Raw genomic sequence first — 18,047 nt, 5'->3', positions numbered from 1 at the left:
CGCGCACAGGGTGCGCTCCTACAAAGAGAGACGGCCTGGTCTCGTAGATCAGGCACTCTCCGCCGGCGCCTGCCCCGTACCTTGACGCCACGCCGCGGCCCATGCCTCCCGCCCTGCAAAGCCCTTCCAAACCAAAGAACCCGGCGACATGTCGCCGGGTTCTTTTTGCGCCAGCCTCCACGACGCGTGGCCCGCGCGCGGCCAAGCTCAACCCTTCTTGGCTTTGGTCAACAGCTGGTCGAGCAAGGCGATCGCCAGGTCGATCTCCTCGTGGGTGATCTCCAGCGACGGCGCGAACGTGATCACGTTCTTGTACCAGCCGCCCACGTCCAGTACGAGGCCGATCTTCTTGCCGTCGTGCTCGAGGTCGCCGGCCAGGCCGATGTCGACCATCTTGTCCAGCAGCGCCTTGTTCGGCGTGAAGCCGTCCTCGGTGCAGATCTCGGCGCGCAGCGCGAGGCCGAGGCCGTCGACGTCGCCGATTTCCTTGTGGCGCTTCTGCAGGTCGCGCAGGCCTTCGAGGAAATGCGCGCCCTTCTTCGGCACGCTGGTCTCGTAGTCCAGCTCGTAGCCCATCTTGATCACTTCCAGGCCCAGCGCGGTACCCAGCGGGTTGGAGTTGAAGGTGGAATGGGTCGAGCCCGGCGGGAAGATCGTCGGATTGATCAGCTCTTCGCGCGCCCACAGGCCGGACAGCGGATTCAGGCCGTTGGTCAGCGCCTTGCCGAACACCAGGACGTCCGGGGTCACGCCGAAGTGCTCGATCGACCACAGCTTGCCGGTGCGCCAGAAACCCATCTGGATCTCGTCGACCACCATCAGGATGCCGTACTGGTCCAGCACCTTCTTCAGGTCCTTGAAGAAATTCATCGGCGGGATCACGTAGCCGCCGGTACCCTGGATCGGCTCGACGTAGAAGGCGGCGTATTCGGCCTGCTTCACCTTCGGATCCCACACGCCGTTGTATTCGGTCTCGAACAGGCGCGCGAACTGGCGCACGCAGGCGTCGGAATATTCTTCCGGCGTCATGCCCTTGGGGCGGCGGAACGGATACGGGAACGGGATGAACATCGCGCGCTCGCCGAAGTGGCCGAAGCGGCGACGGTAGCGGTAGCTCGAGGTGATCGACGAGGCACCCAGCGTGCGGCCGTGGTAGCCGCCCTCGAACGCGAACATCAGGCTCTTGCCGTTGCTGGCGTTACGCACGATCTTCAGCGAATCCTCGATCGCCTGGGCGCCGCCCACGTTGAAGTGCACGCGGCCGTCCAGGCCGAACTTCTTCTTCGCATCCAGCGCCACCGTCTTGGCCAGCTCGATGCGGGTCTGGTGCAGGTACTGGCTGGCGACCTGCGGCAGCCGGTCGATCTGGTCCTTCAGTACGTTGTTGAGGCGCGGGTTGCCGTAGCCGAAATTGACCGCCGAATACCACATCTGCAGGTCGAGGAACGGCGTGCCGGCGGTGTCGTACATATAGCTTCCGCTGCCGTGACGGAAGATCTTCGGCGGGTCCACGTAATGCACGGTGTCGCCGAAGGAGCTGTACTTCGCCTCGTCGGCGAGCAGCTGCGCGTCGTCGATGAAGCCGGCGGCGGTCTTGTCGATTTTCATGGGGAATGATCCGGAATGATTCGGGGAATTCGGAAAAAAGGGGAATACGTACCGCGCGATCAGGACAGCGCGTGCGCCGGCTCGTGGTGCCAGTGACTGGCCAAACTGCCGTCGAGCAGCTTCGGCAGGAACTCCAGCGCATCCTCGAAACCGGTGATCGGTACGTAGTCGATGCCGGTGGCACGGCAATGCTCGATCAGGCGATGCTTGGCGAACACGAAATCGACGCGGTCGGCGGCGCAGAAATCCGAGGCGCCGTCGCCGATCAGCAAGGTCTTCGCACCGGTCTTGCGGGCCTGCGCCACGCAGGCGCACTTGCAGGTGCCGCTGCGGCAGCCATCGGCCTGGAACGGCGAAGTCAGCTGCCACTGCTTCGGCGGTTCGGCGGGCGACAAGTGGTTCGCCGCCAACGGCAACGTGTCCAGGCCGTAACGGCCGAGAATCTTGTGGATCGCATAATCGAGACCGTCGCTGACCACGCGGATCGGCACGTTCAGTTCGCGCGCCTTTGCCACGAAACCCGGAAATGCATGGTCGATCCACAGTTCGCCCAGATGCGCGTCGAGTTCCGCCCGGGTCATCTGCAACAGATCGACCTGGCCCGACATGCACTCGCGCGAGCCGATGCGGCCGGCTCGCCAGTCCTGCTCCAGCACTTCCCAGCCCGGACGACCGAAACGGTCGAGCAGCGAGTCGATCACGTCCTCGACGGAAATCGTGCCGTCGAAATCACACAGAATGGTCCAGCCGGATTCGGACATCGGAAACTCACGCCAATAACGATACCGCGCAGAGTAGAAACCCTGCCTTTCGGCGTCCTTTCCCGTCCCCGGACACTCTTCCACCGCCGCCGATGGCTGCCTGGTAAGCCCACCGAAAGCTAGCCGGCGTAGTTTTCGAATGCGAAGACAGGTCCGCGCCTGCCCTGTGGGAGCCGTGACATGCCCGCATTGCGATCCTGGGTGTTCAGCGTCGCCATCCTGGCCTCGGGGAGCGCCTGCGCCTCCGGTGGCCCGCTAGGCATCGACCATCGTCTCCATTACGACAACAGCGGCATCTGGAAGCGCACCAACCAGAACGTGCTGATGTACGGCACCATCCTCACGGTCGCCGGCGGCGCCCTCGCCTTCGGCGATGAGGACAAGTTGGGCGACACGTTCTGGCGGTCCGTGGATTCGCTGGTCATCACCAGCGTCGGCACCGAGGCGATGAAGCTTGCCTTTCAGCGCGAACGGCCTTCGCAAACCAGCAATCCCAATCGCTTCTTCGCCGGATCGCACGCGCAGAGTTTCCCCAGCGGCGAAGTGGCGGCCATTTCGGCCGCGGTCACACCGTTCATCGCCAACTACGGCGAGGATCATCCCGCGGTCTATGCGCTGGCCCTGCTGCCGGCCTACGACGCGGTGGCACGCATGAAGGTTCGCGCCCACTGGCAGAGCGACGTGCTGATCGGTGCCGCCATCGGCACGGGGGTCGGACTGTGGTCGGCCCATCGCCATTCGCCGCTGATCATCGGCTGGCTGCCCGGCGGCTTCCAGGTCGGCTTCATCCACCACTTCAAATGACGCCTGCATTGAACGGACCAAGGCGTCGCTGCTGATCGGGAATTCTTAAGAGAAAACTAAGCGGCCTGCCCTCAGAATGGCTCATGCGCCATACTCCTCAACAGCGACACCTTCGCGCCATGCCGCACCAACGTCTCTTGCGTTGGTGCCTGCCTCGCGCCTCTCTCCGGACATTGGGTCTCGGCGTGGGACTGGCCTTGACCGGTTGTGCCACGTACGCGCCTCTCCCGCTCGGGAGCGGTGAAGGCGCACCCAGCGTGATGCAACTGACTGCACCGGTAGCATCGATGCCGACGCTGGCGTTGCCGGACCATCGTTTCGATCCCTCGGACGGGCTCGATGTCACCGAAGTGGCGATGCTGGCGGTGCTCAACAGTCCGGCCCTGAAGCTCAAGCGCGACGAACTCGGCATCGCCCGCGCGCAAGCGTTTGCCGCGGGCTTGCTGCCCGATCCGCAGCTGAGTTTCGGCGAGGATTTCCCCGGCCACACCGGCGCCGGTACGAGCATCGCGTACAACCTCGGCATCAGCGAGGACATCACTGCGTTGCTTACCCGCTCGTCACGTCGTGCGGCCGCGCGCAGCCAGGCCGACCAGGTGAATCTCGACCTGCTGTGGGCGGAATGGCAGAGCGTGGCCCAGGCGCGGCTGCTGTTTGATCAGGTGTTGACCCTGCGCGCGCAACAGGCACGGCTCACGGCCGAGCAGGCCGCGTTGGCGCCGCTCCAACCCTTCATTCATGCGGCGCTACGCGCCGGCAATCTCACTTACGACAGCGCCAGCGCCGGCCTCAATGCGGGCGCCGATGTGCGCAAGCGCCTGGCCGACTCGACGATCACACTGCATCAGGCGGAGACGGATCTGCACTTCCTGCTCGGACTGGCCCCGAGCGCACCACTCGCACTGGTCGGTACGCCGTATCAGGCCAGCCCGACGCCGCAGCAGGCGCAGCAGGCGCTGGCCGACCTGCCGCGGCGGCGACCCGATCTGCTCGCGCTGCAAGCCGGCTACCAGTCGCAGGAGTCCAAACTGCGCGCGGCCGTACTGGCCCAGTTTCCGGCGTTGAGCGTCGGCTTCACTACTGCGCGCGACACCAGCAACGTGACGACCCATGGCTTCAGCATCGGTATCACGCTGCCGCTGTTCGACCGCAACCGCGGCAACATCGCGATCGAAAAAGCGACCCGGCAGCAGCTGAAGGACGACTACGAGGCGCGCGTGCTGGACACCCGCAGCAACATGCAGCAACTCGTCGCCGATCTCGCCACGCTGACCCGCCAGCGCGCGGCGCTGGCCGACCACGCGCAGCAGCTGGATGCCGCCCGCCGTGCCGCCGAAGCGGCGTGGCAGCAACGCCTGCTGGACTGGCCTACCTACCTGGCCATCCGCAGCAATGCGCTGACTGCCGACCTCGATCTGCTCGACCTGCAACAGCAGCAGGCCACCCAGGCGATTGCACTGGAAGCCCTGCTCGGCAACACCGATCTCGCCACCGCCCACCCCGTCTCCGTCAAAGCAGCCACGCCATGAATCGTTCAACCCTTCTGCCGAATCTGTGCGTACTGTTGCTGGCCGGGTCGCTGGCCGGCTGCGGCCATGCCGCCGCGGACGACGAAGATGCCGCCGCTCCACCTGGCCAAGTCGCGGTGACCACGGCGACGCCGGTACGGCAAACCTTCCACGACACCGTCGAGGCCTGGGGCAGCGCGACCGGCGATCCGCAGCACGCGCGCACGATCAGTCTCGCGCATGGCGGCCAGGTGGTCGCCGTGAAGGTGGCGGCCGGGCAGACCGTCAAGCGGGGCCAGCCGCTGCTGACGGTCACGCCCGACCCGGCGGCGCGGAACACCTACCAGCAGGCGCAGAGCGCGCTGACCCTGGCCGAAGGCGAGCTCCAGCGCACCGAACAGCTGGCCGCGCAACGGCTGGCCACGCAGTCGCAACTGGCCACCGCACGCAAGGCGCTGGCTGATGCCCGCACCACCCTGGACGCACAGCACGCGCTGGGCGGCGGCACGTCCCAAGAAACCGTCGCGGCGCCGGTCGACGGCGTCGTCACCACGCTCAGCGTGGCGCTGGGCGATCGCTTTGCGGCGAACGCGCCGCTGCTCGGCTTCACGCCGGCGCATGCGCTGGTCGCCCAGCTCGGCGTGCAGCCGGAAGACGTGACAAAGCTGCATGCGGGCATGCCGGTACAACTGCGCAATGTGTATGGCGCGACCGGATTTACCGGCACGCTGCGGATGATCGGGCAATCGGTGGACCCGCAAAGCCATCTGCTGAGCGCCCAGGTCGAGCTCCCCGCCGAGGCCAGTGCGACGCTGGTGGCGGGCACCGCCGTCGACGCGCAGATCCGCACGGACGATTTCAGCGCGTGGGCCGTCCCGCGCGCCGCGGTACTTCATGACGAGCACGGCGACTACCTGTTCCAGGTCGAGCACGGTCACGCCAAACGCATCGACGTGACGCTGCGCAGTCCCGACGGCGATACCGTCGGCGTGCAGGGTGCCCTCGATGCGCAGGCCAAGGTGATCGTGCTGGGTGCCTACGAGCTGGCCGATGGCGATGCGGTGCGGGAGTCTGCCAAGTGAACATCACCGCTTGGATGCAACGCCATCGCCGCTCGCTGCTGTTTCTCGCCTTGATGCTGACCATCGGCGGCATCGCCAGCGCGCTGTGGATGCCGGTGGCGCTGTTTCCGAACGTGGCGTTCCCGCGCGTGCAGGTCACCCTGGACGCGGGCGACCGCCCGGCCGACCAGATGGCGATCGAGGTGACCACCCCGGTGGAGGAGGCGATCCGCCGCGTGCGTGGCGTGCGCGACGTGCGCTCCACCACCGGCCGCGGCAGCGCGGATGTCGCGGTGACGTTCGACTGGGGCGCGGACATGGCCGGGGCGCTGCAGGAGGTCAACGCGGCGACCGGACAGATCCTGCCGCAGCTACCCGCTGGCACCCAGTTGTCCACCCGGCGCATGGACCCGACCACGTTCCCGGTGCTGGCCTACAGCCTGCGTTCGCACACCCAGTCGCCAAGCGCCCTGCATGATCTGGCGGAGTACCAGCTGCGCCCGCTGCTGAGCGGCATCAGCGGCGTGGCCCGGGTCGAGGTGCAAGGCGGTGAGGTGGCCGAGTTCCATGCCGATGTCGATCCCGGCAAGCTGCGCGCATTGAACCTGAGTTTGAGCGACGTCGCCGGCGCGGTCAGTCATGCGGCGACGATCCAGGCGATGGGACGCGTTTCCGACCACTACAAGCTGTACCTGCTGCTGGCGAACAACCAGCCGACCACCGTCGCTGCGCTGCGCGACATCGTGGTTCGTGCCGGCCCCGCCGGGGTGGTACGGCTGGCTGATGTAGCGGCGGTCAGTCTCGACCATGTGCCGCAGTGGATCCGCGTCAATGCGGACGGCCAGAATGCCGTGTTGCTGCAGGTCTATCAGCAACCCGACGGCAACAGCGTGCAGATCGCCGGCGAGGTGAAGCAGCGCCTGGCCGATTACGCACCGCAGATGCCGGCCGGCGTGCAGATCGCCAACTGGTACGACCAGACCCAGCTGGTGACCGGCGCGGCCGCCAGCGTGCGCGACGCGATCCTGATCGGCATCGTGCTGGCCGGGCTGGTGCTGTTCGTGTTCCTGCGCAACACGCGGGTGATCCTGGTCGCGCTGATCGTGGTGCCGGCGGTGCTGGCGATCACCGTGCTGCTGCTGTCCGTGCTGGGCATGAGCTTCAACATGATGACGCTGGGCGGCATGGCCGCGGCGGTCGGCCTGATCATCGACGATGTCATCGTGATGCTCGAACACATCATGCGCCGGCTGCACCAGGGCGAAGGCGAGGTGCACGAGCGCATCGCCGGCGCGGCCTGGGAGTTCACCCGGCCGCTGACCGGCTCCAGTGCCGCCACCGTGGTGATCTTCCTGCCGCTGGCGTTCCTGACCGGCGTCACCGGCGCGTTCTTCAAGGCGTTGTCGCTGACCATGGCCAGCGCGCTGATCATTTCCTATCTGCTGACCTGGATCGCGGTGCCGCTGCTGGCCGAACGTTTCCTGGACGAGCGTCATTCGGTGGAGCACCCGCAAAGCCGGTTTACCAAAGGCATGATGGCGCGCTATCAGAGCGTGCTGCAGCGCTGGCTGAAACGGCCGTTGCTGGTGTTGCTGCTGGTGGTGCCGCTGCTGGTGCTGGGCGGTGTGGCCTACACGCAGGTCGGCACCGGCTTCATGCCGAAAATGGATGAGGGCGGCTTCATCCTCGACTATCTCTCCAAGCCCGGCACCTCGCTGGAGGAGACCGACCGCCTGCTGCGGCAGGTCGAGACGATCATCCGCGCGAACCCGTATGTCGACACCTACTCGCGACGCACCGGCCTGCAGCTGGGTGGCGGCCTCACCGAAGCGAACCAGGGCGACTTCTTCGTGCGCCTGAAGAACGGCTCACGCCCCTCGACCGAGGAGGTGATGACGCAAGTCCGTACCGAAGTCGAGCAGAAAGTGCCGGGACTGGACATCGAGTTGTCGCAGCTGATGGAGGACCTGATCGGCGATCTGGTCGCGGTGCCGCAACCGATCGAGATCCAGCTCTACAGCGATGACCCGGTGGAGTTGAATGCCGCCGCCGGCAAGGTCGCCGACGCCATCGGCAAGATCACCGGCGTGGTCGGCGTGCGCGACGGCATCAATCCGGCCGGCGACGCGCTGACCGTACAGGTCGATCCGACCAAGGCCGCACTGGAAGGACTCGATCCGACCAGCGTCACCGATCAGGTCGCCGCGGCGATCGATGGCACCGTGGCCGCCCAATTGCCGGAAGGCAGCAAAGTGATCGGCGTGCGCGTGCGCCTGCCGGAGAACGCGCATCAGCGGCTGGAACAGGTCGCCGCCTTGCCGATACGGGCGGGCGACGGCCACCTGCTGCCGCTGTCGCGGGTGGCCACCTTGCTGCAGGTGCAGGGCCAGCCGGAAATCACCCGCGACAATCTCAAGCGGATGGTCGCCGTCACCGGCCTGATCAGCGGGCGCAGCCTGGGTTCCACCATCGTCGACATCAAGAAGGTACTGGCCCGGCCTGGCCTGCTGCCGAAAGGCATGTTCGTCCAGCTCGGCGGCCTGTACCAGCAGCAGCAGCAGGCGTTCCGCGGCCTCACCATCGTGATGCTGGCGGCGATCGCGCTGGTATTCACCCTGCTGCTGTTCCTGTACGAGAGTTTCCGCGTGGCGCTGACCATTCTGGCGATGCCGCTGCTGGCGCTGCCGGCGGTGTTCGCCGGCCTGTGGCTGACCGGCATCGAGCTGAACATCTCCTCGATGATGGGCATGACGATGATCGTGGGCATCGTCACCGAGGTGGCGATCTTCTACTTCTCCGAACTGCAGGACGCGGAGAACAGCCTGGAGTTGCATGACGCGTTGCATGAAGCCGGGCAGCACCGCACGCGGCCCATCGTGATGTCCACGCTGGCCGCGATCCTCACCTTGCTGCCGCTGGCGCTGGCGCTGGGCCAGGGCTCGCAGATGCAGCAGCCGCTGGCGGTGGCCATCATCGCCGGCATGCTGGTGCAGCTGCCGCTGGTGCTGCTGGTGATGCCGGTGCTGTACTCTTTGCTGCGGCGCCACGGCGCGAAAGAAACCAGCTAAGCACGGCCTGAGCCTGCGCCCGCATCCTGCTGCAGCGATCGCCGCCCTTCTCCACTCATTCGAGGTGCCACCATGCAACTACGGCCAAGCAGCTTCCTTTTGGCACTGCTCGCGCTGGGCTGCCTTCCGCAGGCGGTCGCGGCAGCCACGGCGGCGCCTGACGCACACTATCAAGTGCTTTCGCGACTGCCGCTGGCAGGTGCCGGCGGCTGGGATTACCTGAGTTTCGACGCGCAGCACCGCCATCTCTTCGTCAGCCGCGGCGACCGCGTGCTGGTGATCGACGTCGACCGCCACAAGCAGGTCGGCACGATCGCCGACACCCAGGGCGTGCATGGCATCGCGATCGCCCCGGACCTGCAGCGCGGCTATACCAGCAACGGCAACAGCGCGTCGGTGACCGTGTTCGACCTGGGCTCGCTGAAAACCGTCGCGACCATCACCGGTACCGGCGAGAAACCCGATGCGATCCTCTATGACAGCGCTTCGCATCACGTGCTGACTTTCAACGGCAAGAGCAATAACGCCAGCGTGATCGATCCGGTCAAGAATGCCGTGATCGGCACGATCGCGCTGCCCGGCAAGCCGGAGTTCGCGGTATCCGATGGGGCGGGACATGTCTACGTGAACATCGAGGACAAGTCCGAACTGGTGCAGATCGACTCGACCAGCAACAAGGTGCTGCAGACCTGGCCGCTGGCACCGTGCGAATCCCCCAGCGGCCTGGCCATCGATACCGCGCATCACCGGCTGTTCCCGGTCTGCGACAACCGCACGATGGCGATCACCGATGCCACCAACGGTCATCAGGTGGCTACCGTCGCGATCGGCGACGGCCCGGATGCGGTGGTGTTCGACCAGGCCACCTCCATGGTCTACAGCTCCAATGGCGAGAGCGGCACGATCACCGCGGTGCACGAGACCGATCCGGACCACTACACCGTGGCGGCGACCATCCCCACCCAGGCCAGCGCGCGCACGCTCGCGCTCGATCCGAAACTGCACCGGCTGTATCTCTCGGCGGCGCGCCTGGGCGCCACCAAGCAGGCCAACGGCCGGCGGACGGTCGAACCGGACAGCTTCAGCATCCTCACGGTCGGGCGTCACTGAGGGCCACCTCGAAGAACCCCGATTTGTAGGAGCGCACCCTGTGCGCGAACCCCGTCATCGCATCGCACCGTGCGTTCGCGCACAGGGTGCGCTCCTACCAGTACCAAAAGCCAGGTTATTCGAGACTCCCTGAAGAGCGGCATCGCGCGATCGCTGTCGTCGGGGCTTCGTTCACGACGACAGCGGGATCGCCACACGTACCCGCAGCCCCCGGCCATAAGGTGAATCGAGCAGCTCGATCGTGGCGCCATGCAGTTGCGCCGCACGCTGCACGATAGACAAGCCCAGCCCGAAACCATCGCCGCGGCTGCCGGCTTCGCGATGGAAGCGCGCGAACACGCTGGCCCGGCGTTCCGCCGGAATGCCGGGACCATCGTCGACGACATCCACCAGCGCTTCATGCTCACCTTGCTCGATGGACAGCTGTACCTGTCCGCCGGCGGGGACATGGCGCAAGGCGTTTTCCAGCAGGTTGCGCAACAAGGCCGCGATCGCCGCCTCGTAACCCTGGATGACCAACTGTGACGCCAGCGGCGCCACGCTCAATTCCACGCCGCTGTCGGCAATCACCGGCGCCAGTTCCTCGACCACGTCCAGCGCGACGGCAATCAGATCGACCGCCGTTCGCTGGCCCGATGCCGCGCCCGACTCCAGCCGGGCCAGCGCCAGCAGCTGCTCGATCCGCCGGGCCAGTGCGGCGACACCGTGCTGGGCGCTGGACAGGGTCGCATTCACCTCGGCCGGATCAGGCGTGGCCATCGCGCTTTCGAGATTGATCATGACCGAGGCCAGCGGAGTGCGCAGTTCGTGCGCGACGTCGGCGCTGAAGCGGCGTTCGCGCTCCAGCGCATCCTCCAGTCTCACCAGTTGCTCGTTCAATGCCGTCAGTACCGGCTGCAATTCCAGCGGCGCGTCCGGCAGCAGCACGGGTTCGTGGCTGCCCGGCTTCCTTGTGGACAGGGCACGGGTCAGCGATTCGAGCGGACGCAGTCCGTGCCGTATCGCCCAGCCCACCAGCAGCGCGAGCAGCGGCAGGATGATCAGCAGCGGCAGGCTGTGTTCCAGCCACACGGCGTGCGTGATGTCGTGGCGGCTGTCGTAGCGCTCGCCGGTGCGGATCACGATGCTGTCGGCAGGGTCCTGCAGCGTGAACACGCGCCAGGTGTAGCCGTCCTGCCGCACGTCGCGAAACTGGGCATCGTCCGCCGCAGGCGGCGGCAGCGAAGCCAGGTTGGCGGTCGCCAGCGTCGTGTGTCCCGAGCGGTCGAAGATCTGGAAGCCGACCTCGGATTCAAAGGTGTGGTCACGGGTGTCGCGCGAACGCACGGCGCTCGTCTCGATCGGTACCAGTATCCCTACGGCAGCGTGGCCGCGAAGCGCGTTCGTACCGGCATGCTCGACCAGCACCTGCAGCGTCCGCGCCGATTGCGCCAGTCGGCCGTCGGACAGTTCGTCCACCTCGCGGATGGTGCGGTGATAGCTGTACATGCCAAGCGGCAGCAGCACCGCGGCGATCACCAGGATGATCAGCCAGCGCAGCCTGGCATGCAGGCTCGCCGGCTTCATTTCGGTTCCCGCGGAATCATGTAGCCGAACCCTCGCACGGTCTGGATCGTGTCGAAACTCAACTTGCGGCGCAGCGTGTGCACCAGCACCTCCAGCGCGCTGCTGCCCACCATGTTGTCGATGCCGTACAGCGAATTCTCCAGGCTCTCGCGGCGCACCAGCCGACCGGCGCGTTCCATCAGGATCTGCAGCAGCGAGAATTCGCGTCGGGTCAGTTCGACGCGTTCGCCGCGGAACGCCACTTCGAACGTGCCCAGGTCGATGCTCAGCGCGCCGACTTCGATGCGGTTCGCGGCCAGGCCGTGGGCACGCCGGGTCAGCGAGCGGATGCGCGCACCAAGCTCGTCGAGATGGAACGGCTTGATCAGGTAATCGTCGGCGCCGGCGTCCAGGCCACGGACGCGGGCTTCCAGGCCATCGCGCGCCGTCATCACGATCACCGGCGTCTTCACGTGGGCGCGCCGCGCCTCGATCAGCACGTCCAGTCCATCCTTGCCAGGCAGGCCCAGATCGAGCAGCACCAGATCGGCGGTCTGGTCGCGCAACGCCAGCAGCGCCTCGCGGCCGTCGCGCAGCCAGCTCACCGTATAGGCGAGATGCTCCAGCGCCCGCTGGATCGCGGCGCCGAGCTGAGGATCGTCTTCCACCAGGATGATGTGCACGAACGGACTCCTGCGGCCGCGTCGCGCGATGACCGGCGTGACGGCACCGCGTCTATGCGGCGGATTATCCGGTGATCCGCTTATGAAGTGCTTAAGGATGGTCCAAATAAGTCCTCTGCGGTCCGGAGAAAGGTGCACCCTGGCCGTGACGTGTTTTGTGGGAGCGACTTCAGTCGCGATGCGGCGAGGCCGCAGGCCGCTGCCGCGACCATCGCGACTGAAGTCGCTCCCACAGGCAAGGGGAACCTCTGCGATACCTCCCGCTTCACGGCATGTCTTGCGGCTCCTCGGATTCGTCGGCGCGTGCCCGCCCGGGTTCCGGCAGCGCGATCGTCGCGATGCCGGCATCGTGCAGTTGCCCGTTGAGCTTCGGCAGGTCGGTGGTGCGCAGCGTCCGCCATTGCGCCAGCGCCTTGTCGAGACTGGACTCGTATTCGGCGAGCGCCTGCTGCTGGCCGGCGGTCGGCGCACGGTCGGCGCCTTCCACATCGGTGGCGATCGCGGCGAGCGCGTCGCTCATCGCATGCAGGTTGGACGAGGTCTCGCCGCTGCCGCTGACCAGCGGCCGGGTTTTCGCGCGCAGCGCGTCCACGCCGCTCAGCAACGGCTGCCGCGCGCCGTCCTTGTCCAGCTTTTCATGCAGCGCATCCAGCTGCTTGCGCACGGACTGCACGTCGCCGTAGTTCTGCCACACCTGCTGCAACGTTTGGCCGATGCGCTGCGAGAACGCGAGTCCGGCGGCGAGCTCGCTTTCGCTGACATGCTCGCGCGGGTCCGCGGTGACCTGCAGCGGCACACGGTACGTCTTGCCGTCGATCTTCAGCACCACTTGATAGGTACCGGGCAGCGCCAGCGCACCGCCGGGCGTGAGCGGTGTGTCCGAATCCCAGGTGGCGGCGATGCTGTAGCCGTATTCGATCGCCGGCGGCCGCGGATAATGCAGGTCCCACACGAAACGATGCGTGCCGGCCGCGGCTGACAACGGCGCGCCCGGGCGCAGCCAGCCCTTCTCGAAATAGCGATCGGCATCGAGCTTCTCAGGTTTGTCGTCGCTGGCGTAGTGGCGCACCAGCTGGCCCTTGCTGTCGAGAATGTCCAGCGTGACCGGCCCCTTCGCGGCAGCCGCGAGCCGGTAGTCGATCACCGCGCCGATGGGCGGGTTCTGACCCAGCGCAGTCTCCGGCGGCGGCGGCGTGTCCTTGTTCTCATCGGCGCGCACGCGCACGGCGGGTGCCGGCGTGTACAAGTGGGCGGGCTCGCGCATGATCGCAGCGCTGGTCTGGCGCAGCGACGATACGTCGTCGAGAACCCAGATCGCACGGCCCTGAGTGGCGGCGATCAGGTCGTTGCCGTGCACCAGCAGATCGCGCACCCAGGCGGTCGGCAAATTCTGCTGCAGCGGCTGCCAGTGCGCGCCGTCGTCGAGCGAGACGAATACCCCCGTCTCGGTGCCGGCATACAGCAGGCCTGCCTTGGCCGGGTCGGCGCGCACCACATCGACGAAGCCGGTGGGCGGCAGGCCGGCGGCGATGTCGGTCCAGTTCGCGCCATAGTCATGTGTGCGCCACACGTGGGGACGGAAATCATCCTGGCGGTGATTGTCCACTGCGGCGTAGGCGGTACCCGCCTGCAGTGCGGAAACATCGAGCGTGCTGATCTTGGCCCAAACGGGCAGACCCTTGGGGGTGACGTTGCGCCAGCTCTTGCCGCCGTCGCGGGTGAGCTGGATCAGCCCGTCGTCGGTACCGATCCAGATCTCGTCGTTGCTGCGCGGCGACGGCGCGATGCTGTAGATCACGCCGTAACCGCAGTCGTGCGCCTGTTGCGGCGTGGGGTTGCCGTCGCAATGCATGGCGCCGGCGACCTTGCCGTTCAACTCGGGGCTGATCACGTCCCAATGCTGGCCATGGTCGGTGCTGCGGAACAGCACCTGCGCACCCATGTACAGCGCATACGGCGGCTTGGCCGCGAATGCGATCGGAGTGATCCAGGTGTAGTGGTACTTGAAGTCGGTGGGACGCTGGCCGTAACTGTTGACCGGCCACGGCGTGACGTTCTGCACCACGCCGGTGGTGCGGTTCCAGCGCGACACGCGGCCGCCCAGGCCCGAGCCGTACACGATGTTCGGATCGGCCGGATCAGGCAGGTCGTAATCGCGCTCGTCGCCGCCGACCGGGCGCCAGTCGCGGTACGAGATCGAGCCGTAGTCGCTGCGGCTGGCGATGCCGACGGTGCCGGAATCCTGCTGGCCGGAATAGATCCAGTACGGAAACTGGTTGTCGGCGCCGAGGTGGTAGAACTGGCCGGTCGGCTGGTTGTACCAGCTGCTCCAGCTCCGGCCGCCGTCGACGCTGACCACCGCACCCTGGTCGCTGGCGGTAATCATCCGCTGCGTGTCTTTCGGGTTGATCCACAGGAAATGGTAATCGTCGCCACCGGGCGCGCCCTTGAAGATGGTCCAGTGCCGGCCGCCGTCGTCGGAACGGCGGATCGACTGGCCGGCCGAATAGATGCGGTCGCGGTCGCTGGGGTCGGTGGTGATGCGGCTGAAATAATCGTTTTCCAGCCAGCTTTCCTGGCTGACCAGCTGCCACGTCGCACCGCTGTCGTCCGAGCGGTACAGGCCACCTTGATTCTTCGAGGCGGCGTGCGCGACGTTGCCGCTGTTCGGCGCGGCGTTGATCACGGCGTACACCCGGCCACCACTGGCCGTGGCCAGCCCGATGCGACCGAGCGAGCCGGTCGGCCAGCCGTGGCCGCCGATGCGCGTCCAGGTCGCGCCGCCATCGCTGGAGCGATACAACCCGCTGCCGGGTCCCGCGTTCGGCTGGAAGTACGACAGCCACGGATAGTTGCGCACCTGCCAGGCGGCCGCGTAGACGATGGCGGGGTTGGCCGGATCGGCGGCCAGGTCCACCACGCCGGTGTCGGCATCGACGAACAGCGTCTGCCGCCAGCTCTTGCCGCCGTCGGTGGAGCGGAATACTCCGCGCTCGTGGTTCGGCCCGTAGTAATGGCCGAGCGCGCCGACCAGCAAGGTGTCGGGATGCTGCGGATCGATCAGGATCCTGCCGATGTGCCGGGTCTGCTCCAGGCCCACGTGCTGCCAGTGCCGGCCACCGTCGCCCGAGCGGTATACGCCGTCGCCGGCGGCCACGTCGTAGCGCGCGGCGACCTGGCCGGTGCCCGCGTAGATGACGTCGGGATTCGAGGGTGCGACCGCCACTGCGCCGATCGCCGCGGCCGGCTGCCTGTCGAACAGCGACTGCCAGGTACGTCCCGCGTCGACGGTCTTCCACACGCCACCGCCGGCCGCACCGATATAGAACGTGTCGGGCCGATCCGGAACGCCTGCCGCCATGGTCGCCCAGCCGCCGCGGAACGGTCCGACCAGTCGCCACTCGAGCGCACCGGACACATTGCCGGGCTGCGGCGGCTCTGCCGCGCGAAGCATCGGCGTCGCACCAAGCAGCAACAGGCCGCCGAATGCGACCATGGAGTGGAAAGCATGACGGACCGACATGATGCAGCTCCCGCAGTGGATTCGAGATGGAGGGCCATGGCGACATGGCGAGGGGTGAAGATACTGCAAAGGCGCCCGCTCACAACGTCAGGGCGATGCCGGTGTACCAGGTGCGCCCGGTCGCCGGTTCCAGCCCGGTCTGCCAGACGCGGTCGTAGTAACGCCGATCGGCGAGGTTGCTGATGCCGGCAAGCAGCCGCAGGTTGCGATCGAGCTGCCAGTCGGCGGCCACGTCGATCACCGTGTAAGCCGGAATGCGTGCCGGCAGATAGCTCGCGCCGCTGCCGAACGGCTGATCGGAGTCCTGCCAGTACTGCGCCGCCGCCGACACCGCGGTGAGGCTGAGCTTCACCCGCTGCTCGACCCGCCAGGTCACTCCCGCCTTGGCCAGATAGCGCGGCGCATACGCCGGTACCTTGCCGACCTGCCCCGGGATGGTGCTGGCGGTGAAGTGCGCATCGAGCAGGCTGATATTGGCAAACGCTTCCAGATGCTCGCCGCGATCGGCCAGCACCGTCGGGGCGAAGAAATCGTAATTGAGCTGGCCTTCCAGGCCGCGATGGCGGGTGTCGCCGGTATTCACCTCGATCACATCGGTGACATTGATGTGCTGCGCCTCGATGCGATTCTTGAAGTCGATCCAGAACAGGCTGACGTCGTAGTACAAGCCGGTGACCGGCACGCCGTGCACGCCCGCCTCCCACGACAGCGCCTTCGACGGGTCGGGCGCGCGGCCCGGCACGATATTGGCGAAGGGCGAAGCCATGTCGAAATAGCGCAGCGGCCGCCAGCCCTGCGACACGTTGAAGTAGGTCTCGTTGCCATGGCCGAAGTCGTTGCCTATGCCCAGCCCCAGCAGCGGCACCGTGCGCGCATCCGCCTCGTCGATCAACGGGCGGCTCAGGAACGGCGGCTTGACCGTCTCGTCCACCGCCACCCGCTCGCGCTCCAGCCGGATCGACGGCACGATGTGGAATTCATGCGGCAGGCGGAACACGTTCTCGGCAAAGACCGAGGCATAGTCGGACGACCGCGCCTGCACCAGCCGCGGCTTGCCGTTGCGGTCGAAACGATCGACGTAGAGATCCCGGCTGGTCCACTGCCGGAACGGATCGTCACCGTGGAACAGCACCGCGCCGATGGTGAAGGCGTTGCCTCGCCCCCATTTCCTGCGCAGCCGGACGTCCGTTCCGCGGGTGCGGAACTGTTCGTCCTGCAGCGTGGTGCTGTTGGGCAATGGTTGCGCAGCCAGCGCTCCGCTGGCGGAGCGGCTGGCCAGGTCCTGCCAGGCGAACCACAACTTGCCCTCGAGCAGCCAGCCGTCGCCGAACTCGCGGTTGTGGCCGAGCACCAGTTGGTGGCGGTCGACCCAGTCGCGGTTGTACGGTGTCGGCGTGGCGCTCGGGTCGGCCCTCCATTGCGGGTAGCTCAACCGGCCGGGATCGCCGGAGGCGGCGTCGATCGCGTGCAGGTCGAACCACCAGAGCTGTTGCGCGGTCGGCCGGTAGGCGAGGTAAAGGTCGCCCTGGCGCCTCTGCGAGCCGGCATTGGCGCGCGTGCCGTCACTGCGCACATAAGCCATGTCGGCGCGGAAGCTCCATGGCCCGCTGCTGCCTTCGAGCGTGTTGTAGGTGGAGTACAAGCCGTGGTTGCCGACCACCTGCTCGGTGGTGAACGACGATGGCGCATCGGCCGCGGGCCGGCGCGACACCAGGTTGATCACCGGCGCCGGCTGCGGCCCGTACAGCAAGCTGGAGCCGCCGCGGATCAGCTCAACGTCGGAGAGGCTTTGCGACAACGGCATCGCGTACAAGGTGGGAAAGCCGATCCAGTCGCTTTCCAGCGGAATGCCGTCCTGCATCACCAGCACGTATTCGGATTCCTGCGGATTGCCCAGGCCGCGATAGCCGAGGTTGAACTGCGTGGGCGTGGGCTGTTGCGACACCAGCACGCCGGGCGAACGGGCCAGCAGCTGATCGAGGTTGTTGTCGATCACCGTCGGCTGCAGGTCGAGGTGCGTGATCGTGGCCTTCTTGGTCACCGTGATCCGGCTGCCGTCGACCTCGGAAAGCTGATGCACGAGCTTGGCCTTGAGGTATTTGCGCCAGTCATTGGCATTCACCTGGACGCGCGGCAGATCGGTAGCCGTCCGCTGGACTGGCCTGGCGCGATCGACCTGCGGCGAAGCAGGCGCGGCCGCTTGCTGCGCCAGGGCGGCACTGGAAGCCAGCGACACGGCCAGGGCCAGCGGCAGAACGGCATGATGCGGAAAAGTCACGAACGACCCCGGTAGCGTTGCAAACGTCCTTTATCGTGCATCCGGGACATACACCGCCATAGGCCAAGCGTTTAGTTGCATGACTTCTGTCCCATCGT

The 18,047-nt window shown here is 66.7% G+C and carries 11 protein-coding genes; 5 read left to right on the top strand and 6 right to left on the bottom strand.

Annotation, left to right across the window (positions count from 1 at the left end):
• Positions 1-207 precede the first annotated feature (207 nt).
• Together ACFPPB_RS06645 and ACFPPB_RS06640 are read right to left on the bottom strand one after the other, a co-directional pair.
• The gene (locus ACFPPB_RS06645) at positions 208-1,608 is read right to left on the bottom strand and encodes an aspartate aminotransferase family protein (protein WP_377325600.1); all 1,401 of its coding nucleotides are present in this window, start codon (positions 1,606-1,608) and stop codon (positions 208-210) included.
• A 59-nt stretch (positions 1,609-1,667) separates the two neighbouring features.
• Complete coding sequence (locus tag ACFPPB_RS06640) at positions 1,668-2,369, bottom strand: MtnX-like HAD-IB family phosphatase (protein WP_377325598.1); 702 nt, start codon at positions 2,367-2,369, stop codon at positions 1,668-1,670.
• Between the two features lie 180 nt (positions 2,370-2,549).
• Here ACFPPB_RS06640 and ACFPPB_RS06635 point away from each other — a divergent pair, with 180 nt between their 5' ends.
• The 5 genes from ACFPPB_RS06635 (at position 2,550) to ACFPPB_RS06615 (ending at position 9,920) form a co-directional block, all read left to right on the top strand.
• Complete coding sequence (locus ACFPPB_RS06635; protein ID WP_377325596.1) at positions 2,550-3,173, top strand: phosphatase PAP2 family protein; 624 nt, start codon at positions 2,550-2,552, stop codon at positions 3,171-3,173.
• A 260-nt stretch (positions 3,174-3,433) separates the two neighbouring features.
• A complete protein-coding gene (locus ACFPPB_RS06630) occupies positions 3,434-4,702 on the top strand; it encodes a TolC family protein (protein WP_377325940.1) in 1,269 nt (422 codons plus the stop codon).
• Positions 4,699-5,763: an efflux RND transporter periplasmic adaptor subunit gene (locus ACFPPB_RS06625; RefSeq protein WP_377325594.1), complete on the top strand. Its 1,065-nt coding sequence runs from the start codon at positions 4,699-4,701 to the stop codon at positions 5,761-5,763. Before ACFPPB_RS06630 ends, ACFPPB_RS06625 begins: the two co-directional genes overlap by 4 nt.
• Entirely contained in the window at positions 5,760-8,810 is a 3,051-nt protein-coding gene (locus ACFPPB_RS06620; RefSeq protein WP_377325593.1) for an efflux RND transporter permease subunit, read from the top strand. Before ACFPPB_RS06625 ends, ACFPPB_RS06620 begins: the two co-directional genes overlap by 4 nt.
• 72 nt (positions 8,811-8,882) lie before the next feature.
• A complete protein-coding gene (locus ACFPPB_RS06615) occupies positions 8,883-9,920 on the top strand; it encodes a YncE family protein (RefSeq protein WP_377325591.1) in 1,038 nt (345 codons plus the stop codon).
• Positions 9,921-10,091: 171 nt separating this feature from the next.
• Here ACFPPB_RS06615 and ACFPPB_RS06610 read toward each other — a convergent pair whose 3' ends face one another.
• The 4 genes from ACFPPB_RS06610 to ACFPPB_RS06595 all read right to left on the bottom strand — a co-directional run bounded on the left by ACFPPB_RS06610 (position 10,092) and on the right by ACFPPB_RS06595 (position 17,949).
• Positions 10,092-11,486 carry a sensor histidine kinase gene (locus tag ACFPPB_RS06610; RefSeq protein ID WP_377325589.1) on the bottom strand — a complete coding sequence of 465 codons (1,395 nt, stop codon included), beginning with the start codon at positions 11,484-11,486 and terminating at the stop codon, positions 10,092-10,094.
• A complete protein-coding gene (locus ACFPPB_RS06605) occupies positions 11,483-12,148 on the bottom strand; it encodes a response regulator (RefSeq protein WP_377325587.1) in 666 nt (221 codons plus the stop codon). The genes ACFPPB_RS06610 and ACFPPB_RS06605 overlap by 4 nt, the downstream gene beginning before the upstream one ends.
• A gap of 265 nt (positions 12,149-12,413) precedes the next feature.
• Positions 12,414-15,671, bottom strand: coding sequence for a WD40/YVTN/BNR-like repeat-containing protein (locus tag ACFPPB_RS06600; RefSeq protein ID WP_377325585.1), 3,258 nt, complete (start codon positions 15,669-15,671; stop codon positions 12,414-12,416).
• Positions 15,672-15,750: 79 nt separating this feature from the next.
• Positions 15,751-17,949: a TonB-dependent receptor family protein gene (locus ACFPPB_RS06595; RefSeq protein ID WP_377325583.1), complete on the bottom strand. Its 2,199-nt coding sequence runs from the start codon at positions 17,947-17,949 to the stop codon at positions 15,751-15,753.
• Positions 17,950-18,047: the final 98 nt, after the last annotated feature.

The sequence above is a fragment of the Rhodanobacter terrae genome, from assembly GCF_042657005.1.
Lineage (GTDB): Bacteria > Pseudomonadota > Gammaproteobacteria > Xanthomonadales > Rhodanobacteraceae > Rhodanobacter > Rhodanobacter terrae.
The sequence above is the reverse complement of the archived record's forward strand: the minus strand, read 5'-3'. Positions and strand labels throughout refer to the sequence as shown.